Here is a 22,161-nt window from a genome sequence, read left to right as displayed (position 1 = left end):
CTACCTGAAGAGAAATGGGCGTGTTTAAGCGAACGTCAATCTCGAAGCATTACGTCCAATTGATCGACTAATTCGGCCCAATCTGCATCTTCTTCGATGGCTTGTTTTAGAAAGTTCGCCTGTGACATCGTCCAAAAGCTAGCTTCATGTAAAGGCGCAGAATCTCTTTTGTGTCGATGTTGATTAATAAAATCTTTCATTTCTTGAGGAGAGCTACCGAGGCCCAGTTGTTGAAATAGCTCAGCCATACCATGTTGATGCATTTCCATACTACTTTCTCCCTACGTTAGCTAAACATAATTATATAACTAAGACAGGAATAATGATGTGATGTTAACGGATGCGTGTCAAACATTTGAGTAGTTGTTCTACTTTTGGTTGACATGTGTTTTTTGATGGCGATAAGTTTAATTTTAGTTATCATTGATTTTAAACAATTAATTTTGGGGACTGCGCTTGAGTAATAAGATTCTGGTTGTTGAAGATAGTCGTGCATTTAAAAACTTTCTTTGCCAAACAATAAGCCAAGCTGGTTATGAGGTCATCGCAGCGGAAAGCTACGCGGAGGCAAAGAACTTGTTATCTTCAGCACAGGACCTCTTCTGTGCGGTTTTAGACTATTGTTTACCGGATGCTCAAGATGGCGAGATTATTGACCTCGTTTTGGAACATGGTCATCGTGTCATTGTTTTAACGGCTCGATTTCAAGAAGACACTCGCGAAAAGATGCTTGCAAAAGGTGTCCTCGACTATATTTTGAAAGACAGCATGGCGTCCGTTTCCTATCTATTACCACTCCTCAAGCGACTAACCAACAATCAACAACACAAATGTTTAGTCGTTGATGATTCACACACCGTAAGAAGACACATTGCCCAACTTTTGGAGCATCAATATATTCAGACGTTGGAAGCTGACAATGGGCAAAAAGCCCTAGAGCTTGTCGAGCAAAATCCAGATATCACTCTCGTTTTAACCGACCATGATATGCCCGTTAAAGATGGCATTACTATGGTGCGTGAATTACGTCGGAAGTGGGATAAAAATCAATTAGCCATTCTCGGCTTGTCGGGTAGTAACTCTAAGACCATGACGGCTAGGTTTCTAAAAGCAGGGGCCAATGACTTTTTATACAAGCCATTTAATCAAGAAGAATTTTTTTGCCGTATTCACCAACTGTTAGATATCAAAGACGCAACATCTGAACTGTTTAAAATGGCAAATCAAGATGCGCTAACGGGCTTATGGAACCGCCGCTTTCTGTTTGAGCAACCCCATGTAGAAAACGCTCAAAGAAACATCGCGATGCTTGATATCGATTTCTTTAAGCAAGTAAATGATACACACGGACATGAGGGCGGCGATGCAGTGTTAGTCATGATAGCGAATATTCTAAAAATCTATTTTCCAAATGATATTGTCGCTAGGCTTGGTGGCGAGGAGTTTTGTATTCAAGCCAGTGGCGACTATGACGGCTTTCTAACACGCTTAGAACAAATGAGACAGCGCATAGAAAAAACGCCAATAACTTATTTGGACAAAAACATTCTTGTGACCGCGAGTATTGGTGTAAGCAACATCGAGGGGGAGCTGGAACAACAAATAAAAGTGGCGGATGAGCGACTTTACATGGCCAAAGAGAACGGACGTAACCAAATCATTTCTTCGTCCTAATGACTATCAGTGTGGTCTTGCTCTGTAACATGAGAGAAAGAAACAACAAAACACGGTATTGGGCTCTTTCTCGGACATCTGAGCTTTGGTTAGCTGCCTAAAAATAAAGCTCAGCAGAACGCTGAGCTTTATCACTTTCTTAGTACGATTAACCAATACTAAGCAATTCTATCTTTTTCCCACGCCGCCAATTTCTCAGCACGCGCAGCCTCGCGCGCTTCACGTTTTTTACGCGCATCGCAGGGTTCTGGACAATTACACACTTTTTCGATGCCAACTGCCCCTAAGCCACCACAGCTACCTTTCACGACTTTCTTTTGGAAAATGTATCCGACAGCCATTGCAGTGATTACCGCGACAAACACAGCAAAGGTAATTAGAAATGTATTCATAAAAACATGCTCACTTCTGTTGTTATTTCTTCATGAATGGCTTGTATGCTTCCGAAGCCAACTCTTTAAAACCATCTTCCGTTTTCACAATCATGAAAACAGGAATATTATTTTCGTTCGCAATTGCCATGCCTTTGTCTTCACCTAGCACCATAAGACCAGTTGCAAGACCATCAGCAGTCATCGACGATTTATCTAATACCGTTACAGACACCACTTTATGATGAATTGGTTTGCCTGTTCGTGGATTAATAATATGAGAGTATCTCACACCATTACTCTCAAAGTAATTACGATAGTCACCACTTGTTGCAATTGCCATGTCGCCTGGTTCAATAATTTCTTGAATTGAACGTTCATCAACGGTCGGTTTTTCAATTGCGATACGCCAAGGCACACCTTCACGATTGACACCTTTGAGACGCATTTCACCGCCAACTTCGACCATAAAGTTCTGTACCCCTTCAGATTGAAGGTAGTCAGCAACCACGTCAACCCCCCAACCTTTCGCAATCGTCGATAGGTCGACGTACAAGTTAGGAAGATCTTTGGACAGTGTATTACCATCAACAGATAGGTGGTGAATACCGGTATTTGCTTTGCGAGCAGCGAGTTCTTCATCGGTTGGAACTACATCTGGACGAGCTTCTGGACCAAACCCCCACAGGTTAACTAGAGGGCCGACCGTCACATCCAATGCACCTAAAGTAAGACCGTTAAGGCGAATTGCTTCTTTCACTACCGTCGCAGTTTGTGTCGAAACTGTAAATGGCTCGCTCGTTTGATGCTGATTAAAACGACTTAACTCTGAGTCGTCACGATAGGTCGACATTTGGTCATTAACCTCTTCCAATAAGCGATCAATTTCTGTCTGCATCGCTTTTGGCGTTGGAATACCATCTTGCTCGATATACTTGATGTTGTAAGAAGTCCCCATGGTAGGGCCACTTAAATGAATTTGATCTGCAGGCTGCTCACAGCCAGCCAAAATCAATAGAGAAGCGAATGCAACAAGCCACTTTTTCACTTGTTAACTCCCAATGTTGTTGAATTGATATGGGAAATAGGACCAATCCTTTCAATCCGATTACCTATATCAACTGTTGAGTATCAGTTTTATGTCTATAAAAAATAATGGCTAGCTCTCTTGGAGAGCTAGCCATAGATTCAATCACTTGGAGGAATTAACCACCGAAGTCATCTAGTAGGATGTTTTCATCCTCTACACCTAGATCTTTTAGCATGCCGATTACAGCAGCGTTCATCATAGGTGGACCACACATGTAGTATTCACAGTCTTCTGGCGCTTCGTGATCACGTAGGTAGTTCTCGTAAAGAACGTTGTGAATAAAGCCAGTGTAACCATCCCAGTTATCTTCTGGAAGTGGATCAGACAGTGCACAGTGCCATACGAAGTTGTCATTCTCAGCTTGTAGCATATCGAAGTCTTCTACGTAGAACATTTCACGCTTAGAACGTGCGCCGTACCAGAAAGACATCTTACGCTTAGAGTGCAGACGCTTAAGTTGGTCGAAGATGTGTGAGCGCATTGGAGCCATACCAGCACCACCACCAACGAATACCATTTCTGCATCTGTATCTTTCGCAAAGAACTCACCAAATGGACCAGAAATAGTACACTTGTCGCCTTCTTTTAGAGACCAGATGTACGAAGACATGATGCCTGGTGGTACGTCTGGGTTGTTCGGCGGCGGAGTTGCGATACGAACGTTAAGCATGATGATACCGTGCTCTTCTGGGTAGTTAGCCATAGAGTATGCACGAATGGTCTCTTCATTAACTTTAGACTCGTAACGGAAAAGGTTGAACTTCTCCCAGTCTTCACGGTATTCCTCAGGAATATCGTAGTCTGCGTATTTCACGTGGTGAGCAGGAGCTTCAATCTGGATGTAACCACCAGCACGGAAAGGTACTGATTCGCCATCTGGAATTTGTAGCTTAAGCTCTTTGATGAATGTCGCTTTGTTATCGTTAGAGATAACAGTACATTCCCACTTCTTAACGCCGAAGATTTCTTCAGGAAGCTCGATATCCATGTCAGTTTTCATTGCAACCTGACACGCTAGACGCTCACCTTCACGCGCTTCACCTTTAGTAATATGGTCAAGCTCGGTTGGTAGGATGTCGCCACCACCTGATTTAACTTTTACGCGACACTGACCACATGAGCCACCGCCACCACAAGCAGAAGATACGAATACGCCAGCACCTGCTAGAGCACTCAGTAGCTTACCACCTGGTTGTGTAACGATCGCCAGAGAAGGGTCATCGTTCACAGAAATTGTAATGTCACCTGTTGGTACAAGCTTAGACTTAGCGAAAAGAATCACTAGTACTAGTGCAAGTACGATCAGAGTAAACATCACTACACCAAGAATAATGTCCATTGACTATTCCTTAATTGTTGCGGTTTACCCGACTTACAGTTGAACACCAGAGAAAGACATAAAGCCTAACGCCATAAGACCTACAGTGATAAATGTGATACCAAGACCACGTAGACCTGGAGGTACGTCAGAGTACTTCATCTTCTCACGGATACCTGCAAGAGCAACGATTGCTAGCATCCAGCCCACACCAGAGCCGAAACCGTAAACGATCGATTCAGCAAAGTTGTAGTCACGTTGTACCATGAAAGATACACCACCGAAGATTGCACAGTTTACTGTGATCAGCGGTAGGAAGATGCCTAGCGCGTTGTACAAAGGTGGGAAGAAACGGTCTAGGACCATCTCTAGAATCTGTACAAGTGCTGCAATTACACCGATAAAGGTGATGAAGTTTAGGAAGCTAAGGTCCACGCCCTCAACTAACGCGTTCTCTCTCAGAACTAGGTTGTATACCAGGTTATTCACAGGAACAGCGATAGTCAGTACTACCACAACTGCAACACCTAGGCCGAAAGAGGTCTTAACCTTCTTAGATACGGCAAGGAAAGTACACATACCTAGGAAGAAAGACAGAGCCATGTTTTCGATGAAAATCGATTTAACTAACAGACTAATGTAATGTTCCATGACGTCCTTACTCCTTCGCTTCTACTTGTTCTGGTTTCAGAATACGGATTACCCAGATAAGGAAGCCGATTAGGAAGAATGCTGATGGTGCTAGTAGCATTAGGCCGTTAGGCTGGTACCAACCACCGTTGCTCACTAGAGGTAGAACTTCTAGACCAAATAGTTTGCCTGAGCCAAATAGCTCACGGAAGAAACCTACAGTGATAAGAACGAAGCCGTAACCTAGACCATTACCAATACCGTCAATAAGAGATGGTACTGGCGCAGACTTCATTGCGAATGCTTCAGCACGACCCATTACGATACAGTTAGTGATAATCAGACCAACGAATACAGATAGCTGTTTAGAGATATCGTATAGGTAAGCTTTTAGCACTTGGTCTACCACGATTACTAACGATGCGATGATTGCCATCTGAACGATGATACGCACACTGTTAGGAATGTGGTTACGGATCAATGAAACAGAGAAGTTAGACAACGCAGTTACAAATGTTACCGCTAGTGTCATTACAAAAGCTGTTTCTAGTTTAGTTGTTACTGCAAGAGCAGAACATACACCAAGAACTTGTAGCGCGATTGGGTTGTTATCCAATACTGGCGCTAGAATGCTCTTTTTAACGTTTTGTGCACTAGACATTAGTTAAGTTCTCCGTCACGAACTTTTGCTAGGAAAGGACCAAAGCCCATATCACCTAACCAGAAGTCAAATGTGTGTTGAACACCATTACTAGTGAGCGTCGCTCCTGATAAGCCATCAACACCGTGCTCAGAACCTTGCGGTGCGCCGCCTTTCACGACCTTAATCGCTGGCTGGTGATCTTCATTGTACAATTTCTTGCCAATGAATTGATCGCGCCATGAAGGGTTCTCTACTTCACCACCAAGTCCAGGAGTTTCACCTTGCTCGTAGTAAGTAATAGCAGACACAGTGTTACCATCAGTTTCAACGGCTACAAAGGCATACATCATCGACCATAGTCCTTTACCGTGCATAGGCAGGATAACTTTTTGGACTTCATCTTGATCTTTTACAAGGTACACCACTGCTGTATTCGCGCGACGACGGATATCAGCTACGTCTTCTTCTGGTGTCAATGCGATTGAACGTTCTGCATCTTTTGATGCTTCACGTTGATCGTACGTAGATGCATTACCCTCAGTAAAGTTACCTGTTTCAAGGTCTACTAGACGAGGTTCGATGTACTCAGCAAATAGCTCTGGTACTTTCTTACCGTTTGCGTCAATGCCTGCAACTTCAACGATCTTTGATTGCTTATCTAGGACAGCGTTAGCTTTTTGCTTATCACGCAGACCTACTGCTGCTGTTGATACGATGATTGAACAAACAAGGCTCAACCCGATAACAACACCCAGCGTCTTTTTAATGCTGTCGTTATTACTTGCCATAGCGTGCTAGTCTCCGCTTGATGTTCTTCTCAATCACTACATGGTCGAACAGAGGTGCGAATAGGTTCGCGAATAGAATCGCCAGCATCATACCTTCTGGGTACGCTGGGTTAACTACACGGATCATCACACACATTGCACCAATCAGGATGCCGTACCACCATTTACCTTTGCTAGTAAATGACGCTGATACTGGGTCCGTTGCCATGAAGAACATACCGAATGCAAAACCACCTAGAACTAGGTGCCAGTGCCATGGCATATTAAACATTGGATTAGTGTCAGAACCGATCACGTTAAACAGAGTCGATACTGCGATCATACCGATCATCACACCCGCAATGATGCGCCATGAAGCGATTCGCATGTAAACGATCATCGCTGCACCGATCATTAGAGCTAGAGTCGATACTTCACCAATAGAGCCAGGGATGTTACCGATGAACGCGTCCATCCAAGTGATAGGAGCGCCAGTTACTGTGTTAACTAGAGCACCGTTACCACCTTGAGCCCATTGGCTAAGAGCAGTTGCACCAGAGAAGCCGTCAGCTGCAGTCCATACTACGTCACCCGAAATTTGTGCTGGGTAAGCGAAGAATAGAAATGCACGACCTGCAAGTGCAGGGTTAAGGAAGTTACGACCTGTACCACCGAAGATCTCTTTTGCTACAACAACACCAAATGTGATACCTAGTGCCGCTTGCCATAGAGGTAGCGTTGGTGGAACGATAAGTGCGAATAAGATAGAAGTTACAAAGAAACCTTCGTTAACTTCGTGTTTACGCACCATACAGAACAACACTTCCCAGAAGCCACCAACAATAAATACTGTTGCGTAGATTGGCAGGAAGTAAGTCGCACCTAGTAGCATCTTACTGCCAACACCCGCTTCCGCACCGATAGTGCCGCCAAGCATTTCTGTTAGCCAGTAGTGCCAGTTACCTGCGATAACTGTCGCTAGTTGGTCACCAGCGTACATGTGGTTAAGTGCTGCAATAGCTTGGCCACCTGCGTTGTACATACCCCAGAACATTGCTGGGAATACCGCAAACCAAACCATGATCATGATACGTTTTAGGTCAACGCTATCACGAACGTGCGAGCTTTTATTTGTTACGATACCTGGGGTGTAAAAAACTGTTGCTACAGCTTCGTACAGGGCAAACCATTTTTCGTGTTTGCCACCAGGCTCAAAATGATGCTCGATGTCTTCAAGAAACTTTTTAAGAGCCATGAAAATTACCCTTCCTTCTCGATAGTATCTAGGCATTCACGAAGTAACGTACCGTACTCGTACTTACCTGGACATACAAAGGTACACAATGCTAGATCTTCTTCATCCAGTTCAAGCGCACCCAGTGCTTGAGCACTGTCTGTGTCGCCGGCACATAGATCACGAAGCAGCAAAGTAGGCTCCATATCTAGAGGCATTACGCGTTCGTAGTTGCCAATTGGAACCATTGAACGATCACTACCATTGGTCGTCGTTGTCATATTGAACAACTGACCTTTGAATACGTGACCAAGGAAAGAGCGAGTTACCGAGAACTTATTCTTACCAGGCATTGCCCAGCCAAATAGTTCTTTTTCACGGCCTTCACGTAATACAGAAACCTGTTGATGGTAACGGCCAAGGTATGCGTGTGGACCAGTTGCATGTGTACCTGTTAGTACTGAACCAGAGATCACACGAACTTCGCCAGGCATCAGCTCGTTATCTGTTAGGTCATCTAAGCTTGCACCCATTACGGTACGAACTAGACGAGGGTTATTCACAACTGGGCCAGCTAGAGACACAACACGATCTGTGCATAGCTCACCAGTTAGGAACAGCTTACCGAACGCGATAACGTCTTGGTAGTTGATGCTCCATGCCACATTCTCTGCATTTACTGGGTATAGGAAATGCATGTGGGTGCCAGCAAGACCTGCTGGGTGAGGGCCATCGAAGACGTGTTCTTCTACGTTAGACTGTGAAGAGCGTGGCAAGCTAGTGCCAGATTTACATACGTAAACCTTGCCTTCTGTCAGGGCTGAAAGAATGTCTAGACCAGCAATGAATGCTTCTTGTTGCTCATTAATGATCAACTCAGGCTTAGCTGCTAGTGGATTAGTATCCATTGCAGTTACGAAAATAGCCTTAGTAGAAGACTCGATTGCAGGAACCTTGCTAAACGGACGAGTACGTAAAGCGGTCCATAAGCCAGAGTCAACCAACTGAGTCTTGATCACTTCACGATCTAGACCTGAAAGTTGAGCGGCTTCGAACTTATCAAATGTCACCTGCTCTTCACCTGCCACTTCAATCACTACAGATTGAAGGACACGTTTAGCGCCACGGTTAACTTCGATCACTTTACCGGCTGCTGGTGCAGTAAATTTCACGCCTGGGTTCTTTTTATCTTCAAAAAGAACTTGCGCTTTTTTCACTTCATCACCAACGCGGACATGCATGGTAGGTCGCATGCCAACGTACTCTTCGCCAAGCAAGGCGACTTTTTTGATGGTCTTACCATCATTAATCACCTGGGATGGAGTTCCTGCGATAGGAAGATCCAAGCCCTTCTTTATTGTAATCATACGCACTTGCACTACTTTTATCGGGAAAAAGATTCTTTTGATTGCGTAACTTTTAGACACGACATCAGTGTCCGGTTTTGATGTTGTTTTAAACATCAAAATCGCAACATCCTATTAAAAATCTCGTCACAAGGAATACGCGAGATTTATCAGGTGCCGTAGTCTAGCATTTTTTAGGAACTTGATGCCATGATCAATCATTAGAATAGAGGGGTTATTTCGGTAGAATCAGGTCTAAAAGGTCAAAGAATAGTCATAACTTTGACCCATCGCACAAATGCCATATTCCATACATATCTTATGGAAAAGTGATATTCATCGCCTGAAATATTCTGCAATTTCCATTCATTTGTTGAAACACTGTTAACACATTTTTTAACCAGAATTTGTGCCACGTTAACGTCCCTAAAGAATGTAAAACGAAAAAAGATGGCCTTAAGCCACCTTTCTCTGCACCTTTATATCTTGCGTTTTTAGTGACCGCCACCCATACACATCGGGCTATCAGGGGCGCCATCTTGTTCACGCTTCCACTCTTCATCAGTGTATGTATGAATAGCTAATGCATGAATGTGGTTATCCAGTTCATCTGCCAAAATTTGATGAACTTGACGATGGCGCCCAATCAAACGCTGTCCCGCGAACGAATCACTCACAACAATCACTTTGAAATGACTCTCTGAGCCTGGTGGCACATTATGCATGTAGCTCTCATTAATGACTTTGAGATAGCTGGGTTGCAGCTCACTGTGTAGTTTCTTCTCTATGATTTCTTGGATCATATTCGTTCCTCATTGATGCGAATTCCATAAGTATATACCTAAGTAAAGCAGACATGCATCACTCAAACGTCACTCTCATTATTGACGCACTTTGTAGACATATTGTCTCAAGGCGCTCGACTCCATGAACATGCCTAGAGAGCAGCCATCACTGAACTCGTAAAATTTGACAGCTTTTTGTATCTCGACACGTCATCATTTGCGACAATAACACTTAATTTCTAAATCAACTTACATTTAGCTATGAAAACCGAACTGAACCTTCACGAGCGAAGCTTAACACTTCATCGTTTCCCAAAACGTAGTAACGAAACGCTACAAGCGTGGGATGCCGGTGATGAGTATCTTATTAATCATGTTGAAGAGCTTGCTTTGCCAGACAATCAAAACATCCTCGTGATTAATGACAGCTTTGGTGCCCTCTCCTGCTGGTTTTCGGAAAAGCACCATGTAACGCTAATGAGTGATTCATTCATCTCACATAAAGGTGCACAGCAAAATCTCGAGCAAAACCAGTGCAATAAAGTAGCGTTTGCCACCACGATGGACCTCGTTCCTGCCAATATTGATCTCGTCTTGCTGCAACTGCCCAAAAGTAACCGCCATCTAGTGTGGATACTAAGCCAATTAAGAAAGGCGCTACCGGCTTCCTGCCCCGTCATTGCAGTCAATAAAGCGAAAGACATTCATACTTCGACGCTAAAACTGTTTGAAAAATACTTAGGCGAAACAAAAACATCTTTGGCCTGGAAAAAGCACAGATTGGTGTTTTCTCAAGCAACAGTTGAGCCTCCGATTGAAGTAATGCCTTTCACGACTTGGCGCGTTGATGGCGAAGATATCGAACTCAAGAACATGCCAAATGTCTATTCAGGAGAAAGTTTAGATTTAGGTGCACGCTTTATGCTGCAGCACCTGCCTCAAGACCCTTCGATAGACAATGTCATCGATCTTGGCTGCGGCAATGGTGTTCTGTCTGTTAAATTTGGTCAGTTGAATCCAAATGCTCGGCTAACATGTGTTGATGAAAGTTTTATGGCGCTTGAATCAGCAAAACAGAACCTACGCGACAACCTTGGTGAAAATAGAGACATACAGTGCATAGCGAACAATTGCTTGGACGGTTTTAAACACAGCAGCAGCTCTATGGTTATGTGTAATCCACCGTTTCATCAACAACAGGCAATCACCGATCATATTGCTTGGCAAATGTTCTGCGATGCTAAACAAGTATTAAGTGAAAATGGCCGTTTACTGGTTATCGGAAATCGTCACCTCGGGTACGACGCAAAACTCAAACGTCTGTTTGGCGATAAAAATGTGAAACTTATCGCTTCCAACAATAAGTTTGTGATTTTACAGGCTACAAAAAATCCTGCTAAATTAAGCGCAAAATAAGCTTTAGCAAAATAGTTAAAAGGAATAATAAAATGAGAAAATTGGTACTTGCGGCTTCGGTTGCGTTGCTTGCTGCGTGTTCAGCCCCTCAACAACCTCAGCTGAACCTGATGCCAGAAAGCACATTGAGCACCAATCCAATTGTTCAAGGCAAGACTTACAGTTTGACCAGCAAAGATGTACGTGCAGCGCAGTACGTGGCGTTGGTGGATAACGGCCGTTCGAACATTCTTCCTCTTCATGCTAAACAGAATTTACGTATTGCGTTAGAAGAAGCATTAGAGAAGCAATTCTCATCTCAAGGTTTCCATGCGGATCTAAACAGCAACAACGCGATTGAATTGAGCGTTCAAGAAGCGTTGGTCAACGTGAAGCATTCGGTGATGGAAAATGAGATGGATGCTAAAGTTGTGCTGGAAATCACAGCAGAGACACCTGAGGGCAAGCTAGTCAAAACTTATACAGGTACAGCAAAGCGATCTGGCACATTGAGTGCTTCTGATGCCGATATTGAAGAGACATTGAATGATGTGGTGACATTGACGCTTAAAGAGATTGCCAATGACCCTGAGCTTCGTCAATACATGCAGGAGCGTTTCTAATGTTACGCAAAGCGATTCTGTCTTTAGCATTACTCAGCTGCAGCGTTTGGGCTGGACCAAAAGTAGCGTTTGAAACGACACTTGGCTCATTTACGGTTGAGTTAAACGAAGAGAAAGCACCTATCACTGTCGCTAATTTTCTGAAATATGTAGAAGATGGGAGCTACGAAGGTACTATTTTTCATCGTATTATCCCAGGCTTCATGGCACAAGGTGGCGGCTTTAACCAAGATATGCAGATGGTGAAAACATACGCGCCAATCAAAAACGAAGGAAATAATGGTCTAAACAATAACCGTGCTACCATCGCCATGGCACGAACCAATGCACCAAACTCTGCAACTCGTCAGTTTTTCGTCAACTTAGTCGACAATGACTTTCTCAACTATGGCGCTCGACCACCAGGTTATGCTGTATTTGGTGAGGTTACTGAGGGGTTCGACGTTATCCAGAAAATGGCTCAGCAGCCGACCACGACGGTAGGCCGAATGCGTGATGTACCAGAGACGCAAATCGTCATCACCAAAGCTACACTACTTAAATAGCCAAAACGATAAGCCCTTTGAATAATCGAAGGGCTTTCTCTTTCAACGGCTTCATTTTATTGGATTGATTTATGTCTTCATTACCTTCCATCACTTGGTTGGAAACGGTAAAAAGTTACCTCGATAAACGACTCATGTGGGTTTTCATGCTGGGCTGCTCTAGCGGCTTTCCGTGGGTTCTTATCGGCTCAAACATGTCAGGTTGGCTAAAAGATGCCGGCTTGACCCTCTCCGCAATTGGCTATTTTGGTAGCGTTTTTGCGGTCTATGCGATCAACTTTCTGTGGGCACCTCTGGTTGACCGCGTGAAGCTGCCAGTCCTCTTTAGACTGCTGGGGCAAAGACGTAGCTGGATTTTCTTTTGTCAAAGTATCGTACTCGTCGCTACCCTATTTATTGCCGGCGTAAATCCAGCGGAAAACTTGGTGTTTGCGTCACTACTCGCCTTGTGTATTGCAACGGCTTCAGCGACACAAGACATCGCAATTGATGCTTTTCGTATTGATACTTTCCCAAAATCAGAAGAATCTAAGCTGCCACAAGCTTCTGCAATGGCGGTCATTGGCTGGTGGACAGGTTATTCACTACCGGGTTATTTAGCGTTTGTTAATGCTGATAGCGTCGGTTGGAATGGCGTGTATTACGGGATGGCGGTGATAGTCGGCATTCTAATGGTCTTTACGATTTTAGTCGGAGAACCGAAGACTCAACGCGAACAACTTCAGTCTGCCGCTGAACAACGCCACAAAGAAGTGGTTGGTTCAAAAGTCGTAGCTTGGTTTACCGTGACTGTTGTAGAACCTTTCCTTGATTTCTTTAATCGCAATGGCGTCCGTGTCGCGATTACTCTGTTGCTGTTCGTTTTCCTATTTAAAATTGGCGAAGCGTTTTTGGGCAGGATGTCGATCGCGTTCTATAAAGATATTGGTTTTAGCAATGAACAGATTGGCTATTACTCCAAACTAATCGGTTGGGGAGCCACCATCTTCTTTACTTTTGTCGGAAGCATGTTCAACGTTAGGTTTGGTATTGTACGTGGATTAATGATCGGCGGTATTGCTATGTCTGCCAGTAACTTGATGTTTGCTTGGATTGCTTCGGTAGGCCCAAACGAGCACTTGTACTTAGCCACGATTATTGTCGATAACTTTACGACTGCTTTCTCAACTGTCGCTTTTGTTTCATTTTTGACGATTCTAACCGGGCAAGCATTTTCGGCAACTCAGTATGCGTTGCTTGCCTCTCTAGGAAACTTCGGACGGACGACTCTTGCTTCTTTCAGTGGCGAGCTAGTGGATTATCTTAATGATTGGAGCACATTCTTCGTGCTTACCGCTGTCATGGTCGTGCCAAGCTTGATTATGTTGTACTCGCTACGACATTACTTTGATGCTCTATTGGAAAAAGCACGTCACAAACATTAACGAAACATATAAAAAACCACCGAATTCGGTGGTTTTTGTTTTGCGAGATATAAGATAAGAGGTCTATGGGTATAACCCTTTACCAAACATATTAAATATACGTGCCACGCCTTGAGTAAAGATCATCGGCTCAGTCAATACGGTTAAACACAAGCAGTCTTCTCCGGTCTTAGTGTAAGGGCTGTGCTTCACTGATGCGTCTCTAATCATCAAATCGCCTTCTTCATATTGGCCATCCTCGTCACTAAATCCACCATGTAGGATCAATGTAGACTCCAGGCCTTTGTGCGTATGTTGAGGAATTTGCACATCTTCCCCGATGTACATTAAGCTGACACGAGCGTCTTCCCCTAGGTCAATCTGAGCACTGAAAACCTTGCCTCCGTAACTTCTCCATGACCCTACGAGGTCAGAGAAACGCGCTAGAGTTTTAGGAAGAGCGAAACTTTTTCCTGCCACATTAACAGCAGCAGAGTCACGGATCACGATGTTATCAGTCGCTGGCTCCGCATTGATGATGTCATTAAACATGTCGTCAAATTCAGAAACATACTCAGAAGGTATGTCACTTACGATGTTCGCTTGACTTGCTTCGACTTGGTTCACATAAGCTCGGCACTTGGTGCATGTTTCTAAATGGGTTGCGACCACAAGACCAGAAACTGCATCAATGCTTCCCGAAGCGTATGCTTCTAACAAGCTGTTATCTGGGTGTTTGTTCATAGTTGCTCCGTATGCATTGAATGCCTTAGCTTTTCTACTGCAAGCCTCAGCCTGGATTTTACGGTACCGAGGGGTATATCAAATAATTCCGCGACCTGTTGATGAGGTAACTCTTCAAGATATACCGCTTGTAAAACATCTCTCTGGTTTTTCGGTAATATATCTAAAAACTTAACCACCTGTTCTTTCAACATATCTTGTTCTGGTGAATAGTGATCAACAAGATCAGGTGGATAATACTCTGACGGCCAAATGTCATCAGAATGAATGTGTAATTCCTTACCTTTCTGTTTTCTCAGCAGATCAAAACAAAGGTTTCGGATTATGGTATATATCCAAGTCGATAACGCGCTCTTTTCACCATCATAGAGGTGCGCTTTCTGCCAAACTGTCGCCATGGTCTCTTGCACCATCTCCATAGCAACTTGCTCATTACCAACATGTTTGTAAGCGAATTGCTTCAGCTTGGGTGCGTAAAAACGGAATACAAAAGCGAACGCATCTTTGTCTCGATCCTTCACTTTATCCATGTAATCGTTCCAATCACTGCGCCCCAGTTTTTTCGGGCTATCACTCATCATAATCGGCCTTAATTTGTGGGAGGAGTCTCCTCCTCCCATTCGTCCTAATCGGTCACGTCATCGACCAACAAGTTGAAACCACCGTTGTTCCCATCATCAATGGCAACGACTTGGTACACAACACCGTTCATTACATTGACTGGTGCTGAGTCAACCGCAACAATACTTGGGTTACCAGCCACTGTTACCGTTACATAATATGTACCTTCAGCGACATATAATCCTTGTACGCTATTTTTATACGCAAAATTAGCAATAGTTGGATCACTTCCATCTATTCCTGCACTCGTAGTGAGGTAGATATCCACCATTTCCGCTATAGGATTAGCCGCCGCGTGTGTCACATTCAATGTCGCGCTAGTCGCCACAGCGCGTCTCATATCTTCAACAACCAGAGCTTCGATATCAATCGCTGGGCTGACAACACCGACTGCATAAACACTGTAATCCATTCCACCTGCAACCATTAACCCGTCAACATCTATTATCGGATTGGTTGTTGTGCCATCCACGTAAACGTCAATATCGTAATCGCCAGCAGCAAGATCCAAATAACCACGAATCTCTTTGAACGCTAAGTCGGCAAGAGGAGCGAAGGCCGCCCCGTTAACGTTGACATCGACGACTGGCGCTCCATCGACAAGGTGTCCGACTCTTACTTCAGCTTGTCTGCCCATATCTTCAATTATAGAAGAGCCCGAACCGTCCAACACCAAGAGTTTGACAGGTGACGTGCTATTCGAATCTCCTGTGCCGATAGCGGCAATCGTCAAGTTGGAGTTAGCCGCAAGAGATACTTTGCCCGAGTCAAAAGCAACGCTGTCTCCTACGGCAAGTCGAACTTGATACTCACCAGCTGGGATGTTCAATACGTCGGTAGAAGCTTTGTAAGCAAGGTTAGTTATTGGAGTCGCGCTAGCAAGAGCAACACCTGGCTCAGTGACATAAAGATCAACAGCAGGAACGCCTGAAGCTGCATGAACAACTTGAACATCTAGACTATTGGCATCAGCCATTGAATCGGCGCTGCGAGTCACAACTAAAGGCTCAACTGGGTTTGGCGAACCATCGGCATCGCCAACAACGAACACGTTATAATTGAGGTCGGAATCAAGATCTAGTTCTGTTTTAGGTACTACGGTCGCGGTTTCATTACCTGGGAGCTGTACATCGACCTGAATCGAATTCATCCCCTCTCGCAATTTAACGTAGCCAGATCCCACACCATAATCAACATTCGTTAATGATGGTTTATCGTTGATCCACACATTTGCAAGCGGCGCATCAGAAGAAGCGTGCACTGCTTGTAAATTGGAATACTCGATAGTGTCACTGTCGGAGCCACACGCCGCCAGTCCTAATGTCGCAACAATAGTTAGCGCAGCTTTATTAAATCCTTTCATATCCTTGCCTCTTTGTTAGTCGGGGCTTCTATGGCTTCTGTCAGAAATTGCAACGCAGGAATACAGTCCTCTGCGCCGACTAGCTGTTCGAACAGATTGCAGTCTAGGGGTAGTAACTCAAGCCAACGCTGAGTAACCCAAGCAGAGTCATCGTAAAAACGATGCTGGTAGAGGCTTCCAAGTTGAGGAAACTCTTCATAAACATGGGATAACTGCTGGCTTAAAAAGAAGAAATCTGGTGAGTTGTCTAGATGTTGCCAATTGTCTAACCATTCAACCTCTGCATGACGTAAGCCATCCGCATCTGCACGGACGCGTTTGACAACAAAGCGTTGCTCACCAGCAACTGTAATACCAAGAAGGCCATCACTGAGTGTTTCAAAATCAACGATCCTGACCAAAGTTCCGATAGATGAAACGTTACCCACGTCTTTAGGGTCACCTTCACTTCCTACTAGGCAAACTCCAAAGCCCACATTTTGTAGGCTGCATTCCTTTACCATTCGCTTATATCGTGGCTCAAAAATGCGCAGATTCATTTTACCTTCAGGGAGTACAACTGAAGTGAGTGGGAATAACATGACTTCTTTCATTCAAACGTCCTCTTTGATTCACGGATACATACGAATCCCTTATCACTCCGATCACTAACGATTTATGTTGGTTAATCGACTGGCTTAAAAAGTCATAAAATCGCTTACGCAAACGATCCAAATCACATATTTATTGCAATCAAATGCAACAAACAAAAAGTTCCGTAAATAAAGATAATTTCGTGACACAACTCACCAAAAACGTTCAATTTTGCACCCTTTATCACTTTCATTTGGGATTTTTATCGCTATTATTCCCGCCAATTGGAAAGCGCAGCATAGATTGCGTGTTCTGAATCATTACAAACATAGAGAGTCCCCTTATGCGTAAATCACTTTTAGCTCTTAGCCTTCTAGCGGCTACTTCAGCTCCAGTTATGGCGGCAGATTACTCTGACGGCGATATCCACAAAAACGATTACAAGTGGATGCAGTTCAACTACATGTACTCAATTGATGAAATGCCACGAGTTAAAGGCGCTGACGACAACGCTCACGATTACCTAGAAATGGAATTTGGCGGTCGCTCTGGTATTTTCGACCTATACGGTTACGTAGACGTATTTAACCTAGCGACTAAAGATAACCAAGATAAGTCAATTGAGAATGGCGCTCCTGACAAGATGTTCATGAAATTTGCACCACGTATGTCTCTAGATGCCGTAACTGGTAAAGACCTATCTTTCGGTCCAGTTCAAGAGCTATACATTGCATCTCTAATGGAATGGGGCGGTAACAACGGTGGTGTAAACAACCAGAAAATCGGTTTAGGTTCTGATGTAATGGTTCCTTGGTTAGGTAAAATCGGCCTAAACCTGTACAGCACTTACGATGGCAACAACAAAGGTTGGAACGGTTTCCAAATCTCGACTAACTGGTTCAAACCATTCTACTTCTTCGACAATGGTTCATTCATTTCTTACCAAGGTTACATTGATTACCAATTCGGTATGGATGATGATGCTGGTAACAAATTTGGTACTACCGCGTCAAACGGTGGTGCAATGTTCAACGGCATTTACTGGCACTCAGATCGCTTCGCGGTTGGTTACGGCCTGAAAGCATACAAAGAAGTATATGGCGTAAAAGACGGTCTACAAGTCGCTCCAGGTGTTGAGCTAGAATCGACTGGTGTAAGCCACTACCTAGCTGTAACTTACAAGTTCTAATTGAACCACTAAGTTTGCTCAAAAATGGCGCCTTTCGGCGCCATTTTTATTTGCTTTCCTTTTTTCCCTCATTATCCTTGCAGCAAACCTTTTTAATGAGAGCGTTTGGTGAATATCCTTATCCTCGGTCCAGGTGCGGTGGGCTCACTCTGGGCAACAAAATTTAAGCTTGCCGGGCACAATGTTTCATTGTGGGGAAGAAGTTCTGAAAGCCAACAATCACTTCAGTTGGATGACACACCCGCAATCGTATTCAGTAATCAAGATATTTCCTCCGTAAATAAAGCAGATCTCATTTTGATCACGGTAAAAGCTTGGCAAATGGAAGACGCCATTCAGCCTTTACTGCCTCATATCAACGCAGACACGATTATCATGCTGATGCACAATGGTATGGGTACCGCCTCTGGCGTGGAGAAGGCTCTGCCAAACAATCCTATCGTGCTCGCCACAACGACGCACGGCGCATACAAACCAGATAACCAACACGTACTGCATACCGGTCACGGAACAACGCAAGTGGGTGGTTATAATGACAAAGGAATGCAGTGCGCTTTTCTGCAAGATGTTATGCATCATGCTCTTCCAGAGGCCATTTGGAATCCACACATCCAATCTGCGTTATGGACTAAGTTAGCAATTAACTGCGCGATTAACCCGCTGACTGCGATTCAGCAGTGTAAGAATGGTGAGCTTGCGCAGCCCGAGTTTAAGATACAACTCGAAAGCATCACTCAAGAACTGGTTGAAGTAATGAGTAAAGAAGGTATTGCTATCGAGTTTCGCTCTCTTTTCGATACGGTAATGCAAGTGGTGAACGCCACAGCTGAGAACTATTCTTCAATGAGACAAGACGTATTCCATCAGCGTCGAACGGAAATTGATTTTATAACCGGATACTTGTTAAAGGCTGCCGAGAAACATCGCATCAATACGCCTGAGAATTTAAAACTTTACCAACGCATCAAACAAATAGAACAAAGCTGGACAGAACAATGAGTAAGAAAATCTTAGTGCCAATCGCTCCAGGCACCGAAGAAATGGAAGCCGTCACCGTTATCGACATGATGGTTCGCGCGGGTTATGACGTTACGGTAGCGAGTGCTGCTTTTGATGGCTCATTGACGATGAAAGCTTCTCGCGGAGTCACACTAACAGCCGATTGTAAACTGGTCGATATCGCTGATGATGAGTTTGACGCCATAGCGCTTTCTGGTGGTGTTGGTGGTGCAGAAATTTTTCGTGATAGTACGGTGATGATAGAAATCCTTAAGCAGCACATCTATGAGGGAAAATTGGTCGCAGCTATCTGCGCAGCACCGGCGTTGGTATTGCAACACCATGATCTTTTCCCACAATCACTGATGACCTGTCACCCGAGCTTTCAGTCACATATCCCGGAAGAGAAGTGGCGCAGCAAACGCGTGACCTTTGATATCAACCACAACCTGATCACTAGTCAAGGTCCGGGTACAGCTTTAGAGTTCGCGATGGAAGTAATCATTCAACTCTCAGGTAAAAAACACGCATGGTCAGTTGCTGAACCAATGATCCCTCTGCCTACTCTGCACTACCACAAGCTTGGTGAAGAATAATGTTTGACGTAAATGCTGTACGCGAGCAATTTCCTGCTCTAAACCAATCCGTCAACGATACGCCCTTAGTGTATTTAGATAGCGCAGCGACAACGCAAAAACCGCAATGTGTGATTGATGTCATCAGTCATTACTACAGTGCGCAAAATGCCAATGTTCACCGTGGCAGCCATAGTTTAACGGCTAATGCCACCAGCCAATTTGAAGCGGCACGAGAACGAGTGGCAAGCTTTATTGGTGCAAACAGCTCTAAGGAAATCATTTGGACACGGGGCGCAACCGAAGCACTGAACTTAATTTCTCAAACCTACGCCCGTAGCACGTTACAACCAGGTGATGAGATCTTAATTAGCGAGATGGAGCACCACGCCAACATCGTGCCCTGGCAAATCGTGGCAGAGCAAACGGGTGCTAAAGTCATTAAAGTTCCGATGACATCAGATTGTCAGTTCGACATCAGTGCATTTGAGGCGCTTCTGTCTGACCGCTGTAAAATTGTTGCTTGCGCACAAATAACCAACGTAACAGGCACACGCCAACCTATCGAAAAAATCACTGAACTGGCGCACAACGTTGGCGCGGTTGTTGTAGTTGATGGCGCGCAAGGCATCGTACATGAGCAACTTGATTTATCGACATCAGATATCGATTTCTACGTTTTCTCAGGTCACAAACTTTATGCACCAGCAGGCATTGGGGTTTTATACGGCAAGCTTGAACTTTTGGAAGCCATGCCACCATGGCACGGCGGCGGTAAAATGGTTGAACGCGTTTCTTTCGAAAAAACGACGTTTTCTGCACTTCCTGGAAAATTTGAAGCGGGCACACCAAACGTTGCGGGCGCGATTGCTCTAGCGAAAGCCATTGAGTGGTACCAAGGTTTTGACCATCATGAAGTAGAGACTCATCTCCATGCGCTTCAGGATAAGGCCTACCAAGCACTAAGCGCTTTGGATGACATTCATATTCTAGGCTATCAGCTGAATGCCTCTGTACTGACGTTCGTCATGGACGGCGTTCATCACCAAGACATGGCGACACTGCTCGATCAACAAGGCATTGCGGTACGAGCAGGACACCACTGCGCTCACCCATTGATGGATGCGCTAAACGTTAAAGGCACGGTACGCGTTTCTTTTGGTATTTATAACACGGCTGAAGATGTGGATAGACTCATCGCCGCCGTAGAAAAAGCCGTCGACATGCTATAACGCCAACGGTTTGATTTGGAGTAACCAACAAGGTTACTCCATCTACCTATCCAGAGTCGCCACGCTATTTCTGCCATTTCTTTTCGCAGCATAAAGCGCTTTATCTGCATGCGCATACAAACGTTTGGTGGTTTCATTTCTGCCTATTTCCACCACGCCTACACTCACCGTGACCGGAATTTCAATCTTTTCAAATTCGAACTGACAATTTTGAATGTGGGAACGTACTTCCTCTCCTACCTCTTTCGCCGCCGACAGAGAAGTTTCTGGCAAAATAATCGCAAACTCCTCCCCTCCGACTCTTGCAAAAATTTCGTCTTTGACGAGTAAGTGAGAAACCAAATCAGCTAAGGTCTCTAAGACATAATCCCCCGCATCATGACCACGTTTATCATTGATGACTTTAAAAAAGTCCAAATCAAACAATAACAACGCGGAGTGATAGTTCGGCTCTTGAGCTTTAATGACCTCTTCTGTGAGCTTTTCGAAAAAGACACGTCGATTGTAGATGTTGGTAAGAGCATCAATTTGGCTTTGATGGCGAAGAAGGGTTTCAACTCGGTGGCGATTGGAGATGTTGCGTGTAAGAATAAGGACAACGCGACGACCTCGGTATTTTATAGCGAGTGGGCAGATCTTGCCTTCGTAGTATAGGTCGCCTCTTGGCCCACTGTTAGCATCTATTCCCTGAATGCTGTCGGCGCACATCTTGTACTCGATCGTCACAATACTGTCTTGTTTCAGTGACCGATTTATCTGTTCGATAAACCAGTCGGCTTTATCTTTTTCAAGTACGCCGTGAAGTGTCTTACCTATCAAATTGCTTCCATCGTGATAGGCTTTTTTATCTGTTCCTCCAAAAACATCAATATAGATACCATCTTCACTCAGAATAAAAGTGGGGTCTGGCATTCCGGATAACACGTCTTGCGCATGTTCCAAGGTGAATTGCATATAGGGAGGTTCCTAGCGTTTGTACCTAAATATCCCAATCGCCTCCAAATGCGTGTCAGCATTGGGGAACAGGAGCGAATGAGGCAT

At 44.4% G+C, this 22,161-nt stretch carries 24 protein-coding genes; 9 read left to right on the top strand and 15 right to left on the bottom strand.

The annotated features are described in order from the left end of the window. Positions 1-35: 35 nt before the first annotated feature. The gene (locus R8O70_RS11575) at positions 36-269 is read right to left on the bottom strand and encodes a DUF2789 domain-containing protein (RefSeq protein WP_005380277.1); all 234 of its coding nucleotides are present in this window, start codon (positions 267-269) and stop codon (positions 36-38) included. Between the two features lie 187 nt (positions 270-456). Here R8O70_RS11575 and R8O70_RS11570 point away from each other — a divergent pair, with 187 nt between their 5' ends. Continuing rightward, complete coding sequence (locus R8O70_RS11570) at positions 457-1,674, top strand: response regulator (protein WP_005380276.1); 1,218 nt, start codon at positions 457-459, stop codon at positions 1,672-1,674. Between the two features lie 158 nt (positions 1,675-1,832). Here the strand turns inward: R8O70_RS11570 and nqrM are convergent, their stop codons facing one another. The 9 genes from nqrM to bolA all read right to left on the bottom strand — a co-directional run bounded on the left by nqrM (position 1,833) and on the right by bolA (position 9,876). Continuing rightward, a complete protein-coding gene (gene nqrM / locus R8O70_RS11565; RefSeq protein WP_005380273.1) occupies positions 1,833-2,066 on the bottom strand; it encodes a (Na+)-NQR maturation NqrM in 234 nt (77 codons plus the stop codon). Positions 2,067-2,088: 22 nt separating this feature from the next. Further along, positions 2,089-3,093 (bottom strand): FAD:protein FMN transferase, encoded by a 1,005-nt coding sequence (locus R8O70_RS11560; protein WP_005380272.1) that lies wholly within the window; start codon positions 3,091-3,093, stop codon positions 2,089-2,091. Between the two features lie 157 nt (positions 3,094-3,250). Beyond that, complete coding sequence (gene nqrF / locus R8O70_RS11555) at positions 3,251-4,474, bottom strand: NADH:ubiquinone reductase (Na(+)-transporting) subunit F (RefSeq protein WP_005380271.1); 1,224 nt, start codon at positions 4,472-4,474, stop codon at positions 3,251-3,253. Between the two features lie 33 nt (positions 4,475-4,507). After that, positions 4,508-5,104: an NADH:ubiquinone reductase (Na(+)-transporting) subunit E gene (nqrE, locus tag R8O70_RS11550; protein WP_005380270.1), complete on the bottom strand. Its 597-nt coding sequence runs from the start codon at positions 5,102-5,104 to the stop codon at positions 4,508-4,510. Between the two features lie 7 nt (positions 5,105-5,111). Next, a complete protein-coding gene (locus R8O70_RS11545) occupies positions 5,112-5,744 on the bottom strand; it encodes an NADH:ubiquinone reductase (Na(+)-transporting) subunit D (protein ID WP_005380269.1) in 633 nt (210 codons plus the stop codon). Then, positions 5,744-6,514 (bottom strand): Na(+)-translocating NADH-quinone reductase subunit C, encoded by a 771-nt coding sequence (locus tag R8O70_RS11540; RefSeq protein ID WP_005380267.1) that lies wholly within the window; start codon positions 6,512-6,514, stop codon positions 5,744-5,746. Before R8O70_RS11540 ends, R8O70_RS11545 begins: the two co-directional genes overlap by 1 nt. Next, entirely contained in the window at positions 6,504-7,748 is a 1,245-nt protein-coding gene (locus R8O70_RS11535) for an NADH:ubiquinone reductase (Na(+)-transporting) subunit B (RefSeq protein ID WP_005380265.1), read from the bottom strand. Before R8O70_RS11535 ends, R8O70_RS11540 begins: the two co-directional genes overlap by 11 nt. Positions 7,749-7,753: 5 nt before the next feature. After that, positions 7,754-9,094, bottom strand: coding sequence for a Na(+)-translocating NADH-quinone reductase subunit A (locus tag R8O70_RS11530; protein ID WP_005380264.1), 1,341 nt, complete (start codon positions 9,092-9,094; stop codon positions 7,754-7,756). 473 nt (positions 9,095-9,567) lie between these two features. Beyond that, on the bottom strand, positions 9,568-9,876 hold the full coding sequence (bolA, locus tag R8O70_RS11525) for a transcriptional regulator BolA (protein WP_005380262.1): 309 nt from the start codon (positions 9,874-9,876) through the stop codon (positions 9,568-9,570). Positions 9,877-10,119: 243 nt separating this feature from the next. Between bolA and R8O70_RS11520 the strand changes: the two genes are divergently transcribed. The 4 genes from R8O70_RS11520 (at position 10,120) to R8O70_RS11505 (ending at position 13,845) form a co-directional block, all read left to right on the top strand. Next, the gene (locus R8O70_RS11520; RefSeq protein WP_005385302.1) at positions 10,120-11,274 is read left to right on the top strand and encodes a methyltransferase; all 1,155 of its coding nucleotides are present in this window, start codon (positions 10,120-10,122) and stop codon (positions 11,272-11,274) included. Between the two features lie 32 nt (positions 11,275-11,306). Then, positions 11,307-11,876, top strand: a complete 570-nt coding sequence (locus R8O70_RS11515) for a YajG family lipoprotein (RefSeq protein WP_005380259.1) — start codon at positions 11,307-11,309, stop codon at positions 11,874-11,876. Beyond that, the gene (locus R8O70_RS11510) at positions 11,876-12,421 is read left to right on the top strand and encodes a peptidylprolyl isomerase (RefSeq protein ID WP_186584710.1); all 546 of its coding nucleotides are present in this window, start codon (positions 11,876-11,878) and stop codon (positions 12,419-12,421) included. Before R8O70_RS11515 ends, R8O70_RS11510 begins: the two co-directional genes overlap by 1 nt. A gap of 71 nt (positions 12,422-12,492) precedes the next feature. Continuing rightward, entirely contained in the window at positions 12,493-13,845 is a 1,353-nt protein-coding gene (locus tag R8O70_RS11505; RefSeq protein WP_005380257.1) for an AmpG family muropeptide MFS transporter, read from the top strand. 63 nt (positions 13,846-13,908) lie between these two features. Here R8O70_RS11505 and R8O70_RS11500 read toward each other — a convergent pair whose 3' ends face one another. From R8O70_RS11500 to R8O70_RS11485, 4 genes are read right to left on the bottom strand one after another with little or no spacing between them, the layout of a single operon-like run. Beyond that, positions 13,909-14,568 carry a ChrR family anti-sigma-E factor gene (locus tag R8O70_RS11500; protein ID WP_053306733.1) on the bottom strand — a complete coding sequence of 220 codons (660 nt, stop codon included), beginning with the start codon at positions 14,566-14,568 and terminating at the stop codon, positions 13,909-13,911. After that, positions 14,565-15,149, bottom strand: a complete 585-nt coding sequence (locus tag R8O70_RS11495; RefSeq protein WP_017636022.1) for an RNA polymerase sigma factor — start codon at positions 15,147-15,149, stop codon at positions 14,565-14,567. The genes R8O70_RS11500 and R8O70_RS11495 overlap by 4 nt, the downstream gene beginning before the upstream one ends. A 44-nt stretch (positions 15,150-15,193) precedes the next feature. Further along, positions 15,194-16,552, bottom strand: a complete 1,359-nt coding sequence (locus R8O70_RS11490) for a DUF4397 domain-containing protein (RefSeq protein WP_318184188.1) — start codon at positions 16,550-16,552, stop codon at positions 15,194-15,196. Further along, the gene (locus tag R8O70_RS11485) at positions 16,549-17,145 is read right to left on the bottom strand and encodes an LON peptidase substrate-binding domain-containing protein (protein ID WP_017636020.1); all 597 of its coding nucleotides are present in this window, start codon (positions 17,143-17,145) and stop codon (positions 16,549-16,551) included. Before R8O70_RS11485 ends, R8O70_RS11490 begins: the two co-directional genes overlap by 4 nt. Before the next feature lie 323 nt (positions 17,146-17,468). On the opposite strand from R8O70_RS11485, the gene R8O70_RS11480 reads away from it, so the two are divergent. From R8O70_RS11480 to csdA, 4 genes are all read left to right on the top strand, one after another. Next, positions 17,469-18,314: an outer membrane protein OmpK gene (locus tag R8O70_RS11480; RefSeq protein WP_005391741.1), complete on the top strand. Its 846-nt coding sequence runs from the start codon at positions 17,469-17,471 to the stop codon at positions 18,312-18,314. Between the two features lie 108 nt (positions 18,315-18,422). Next, positions 18,423-19,313 (top strand): 2-dehydropantoate 2-reductase, encoded by an 891-nt coding sequence (gene panE, locus R8O70_RS11475; protein WP_085569840.1) that lies wholly within the window; start codon positions 18,423-18,425, stop codon positions 19,311-19,313. Then, complete coding sequence (locus R8O70_RS11470; RefSeq protein WP_006742560.1) at positions 19,310-19,909, top strand: DJ-1 family glyoxalase III; 600 nt, start codon at positions 19,310-19,312, stop codon at positions 19,907-19,909. Before panE ends, R8O70_RS11470 begins: the two co-directional genes overlap by 4 nt. After that, entirely contained in the window at positions 19,909-21,120 is a 1,212-nt protein-coding gene (gene csdA / locus R8O70_RS11465) for a cysteine desulfurase CsdA (RefSeq protein WP_258624909.1), read from the top strand. Before R8O70_RS11470 ends, csdA begins: the two co-directional genes overlap by 1 nt. 42 nt (positions 21,121-21,162) lie before the next feature. Here the strand turns inward: csdA and R8O70_RS11460 are convergent, their stop codons facing one another. Further along, positions 21,163-22,074, bottom strand: a complete 912-nt coding sequence (locus R8O70_RS11460) for a GGDEF domain-containing protein (protein WP_154205086.1) — start codon at positions 22,072-22,074, stop codon at positions 21,163-21,165. Between the last annotated feature and the right edge of the window lie 87 nt (positions 22,075-22,161).

This window comes from Vibrio sp. 779(2023) (genome assembly GCF_033344285.1).
Lineage (GTDB): Bacteria > Pseudomonadota > Gammaproteobacteria > Enterobacterales > Vibrionaceae > Vibrio > Vibrio alginolyticus.
Note: the sequence above shows the minus strand (reverse complement) of the source record. Positions and strands in the feature narration are given on the sequence as shown.

What these genes read in the sequence shown, in the direction of transcription:
- R8O70_RS11575 (WP_005380277.1), bottom strand. Translation starts at nt 269, where the DNA reads ATGGAAATGCATCAACATGGTATGGCTGAGCTATTTCAACAACTGGGC.
- nqrM (WP_005380273.1), bottom strand. Translation starts at nt 2,066, where the DNA reads ATGAATACATTTCTAATTACCTTTGCTGTGTTTGTCGCGGTAATCACT.
- nqrF (WP_005380271.1), bottom strand. Translation starts at nt 4,474, where the DNA reads ATGGACATTATTCTTGGTGTAGTGATGTTTACTCTGATCGTACTTGCA.
- nqrE (WP_005380270.1), bottom strand. Translation starts at nt 5,104, where the DNA reads ATGGAACATTACATTAGTCTGTTAGTTAAATCGATTTTCATCGAAAAC.
- R8O70_RS11545 (WP_005380269.1), bottom strand. Translation starts at nt 5,744, where the DNA reads ATGTCTAGTGCACAAAACGTTAAAAAGAGCATTCTAGCGCCAGTATTG.
- R8O70_RS11540 (WP_005380267.1), bottom strand. Translation starts at nt 6,514, where the DNA reads ATGGCAAGTAATAACGACAGCATTAAAAAGACGCTGGGTGTTGTTATC.
- R8O70_RS11535 (WP_005380265.1), bottom strand. Translation starts at nt 7,748, where the DNA reads ATGGCTCTTAAAAAGTTTCTTGAAGACATCGAGCATCATTTTGAGCCT.
- R8O70_RS11530 (WP_005380264.1), bottom strand. Translation starts at nt 9,094, where the DNA reads ATGATTACAATAAAGAAGGGCTTGGATCTTCCTATCGCAGGAACTCCA.
- bolA (WP_005380262.1), bottom strand. Translation starts at nt 9,876, where the DNA reads ATGATCCAAGAAATCATAGAGAAGAAACTACACAGTGAGCTGCAACCC.
- R8O70_RS11520 (WP_005385302.1), top strand. Translation starts at nt 10,120, where the DNA reads ATGAAAACCGAACTGAACCTTCACGAGCGAAGCTTAACACTTCATCGT.
- R8O70_RS11515 (WP_005380259.1), top strand. Translation starts at nt 11,307, where the DNA reads ATGAGAAAATTGGTACTTGCGGCTTCGGTTGCGTTGCTTGCTGCGTGT.
- R8O70_RS11510 (WP_186584710.1), top strand. Translation starts at nt 11,876, where the DNA reads ATGTTACGCAAAGCGATTCTGTCTTTAGCATTACTCAGCTGCAGCGTT.
- R8O70_RS11505 (WP_005380257.1), top strand. Translation starts at nt 12,493, where the DNA reads ATGTCTTCATTACCTTCCATCACTTGGTTGGAAACGGTAAAAAGTTAC.
- R8O70_RS11500 (WP_053306733.1), bottom strand. Translation starts at nt 14,568, where the DNA reads ATGAACAAACACCCAGATAACAGCTTGTTAGAAGCATACGCTTCGGGA.
- R8O70_RS11495 (WP_017636022.1), bottom strand. Translation starts at nt 15,149, where the DNA reads ATGATGAGTGATAGCCCGAAAAAACTGGGGCGCAGTGATTGGAACGAT.
- R8O70_RS11490 (WP_318184188.1), bottom strand. Translation starts at nt 16,552, where the DNA reads ATGAAAGGATTTAATAAAGCTGCGCTAACTATTGTTGCGACATTAGGA.
- R8O70_RS11485 (WP_017636020.1), bottom strand. Translation starts at nt 17,145, where the DNA reads ATGAAAGAAGTCATGTTATTCCCACTCACTTCAGTTGTACTCCCTGAA.
- R8O70_RS11480 (WP_005391741.1), top strand. Translation starts at nt 17,469, where the DNA reads ATGCGTAAATCACTTTTAGCTCTTAGCCTTCTAGCGGCTACTTCAGCT.
- R8O70_RS11470 (WP_006742560.1), top strand. Translation starts at nt 19,310, where the DNA reads ATGAGTAAGAAAATCTTAGTGCCAATCGCTCCAGGCACCGAAGAAATG.
- csdA (WP_258624909.1), top strand. Translation starts at nt 19,909, where the DNA reads ATGTTTGACGTAAATGCTGTACGCGAGCAATTTCCTGCTCTAAACCAA.
- R8O70_RS11460 (WP_154205086.1), bottom strand. Translation starts at nt 22,074, where the DNA reads ATGCAATTCACCTTGGAACATGCGCAAGACGTGTTATCCGGAATGCCA.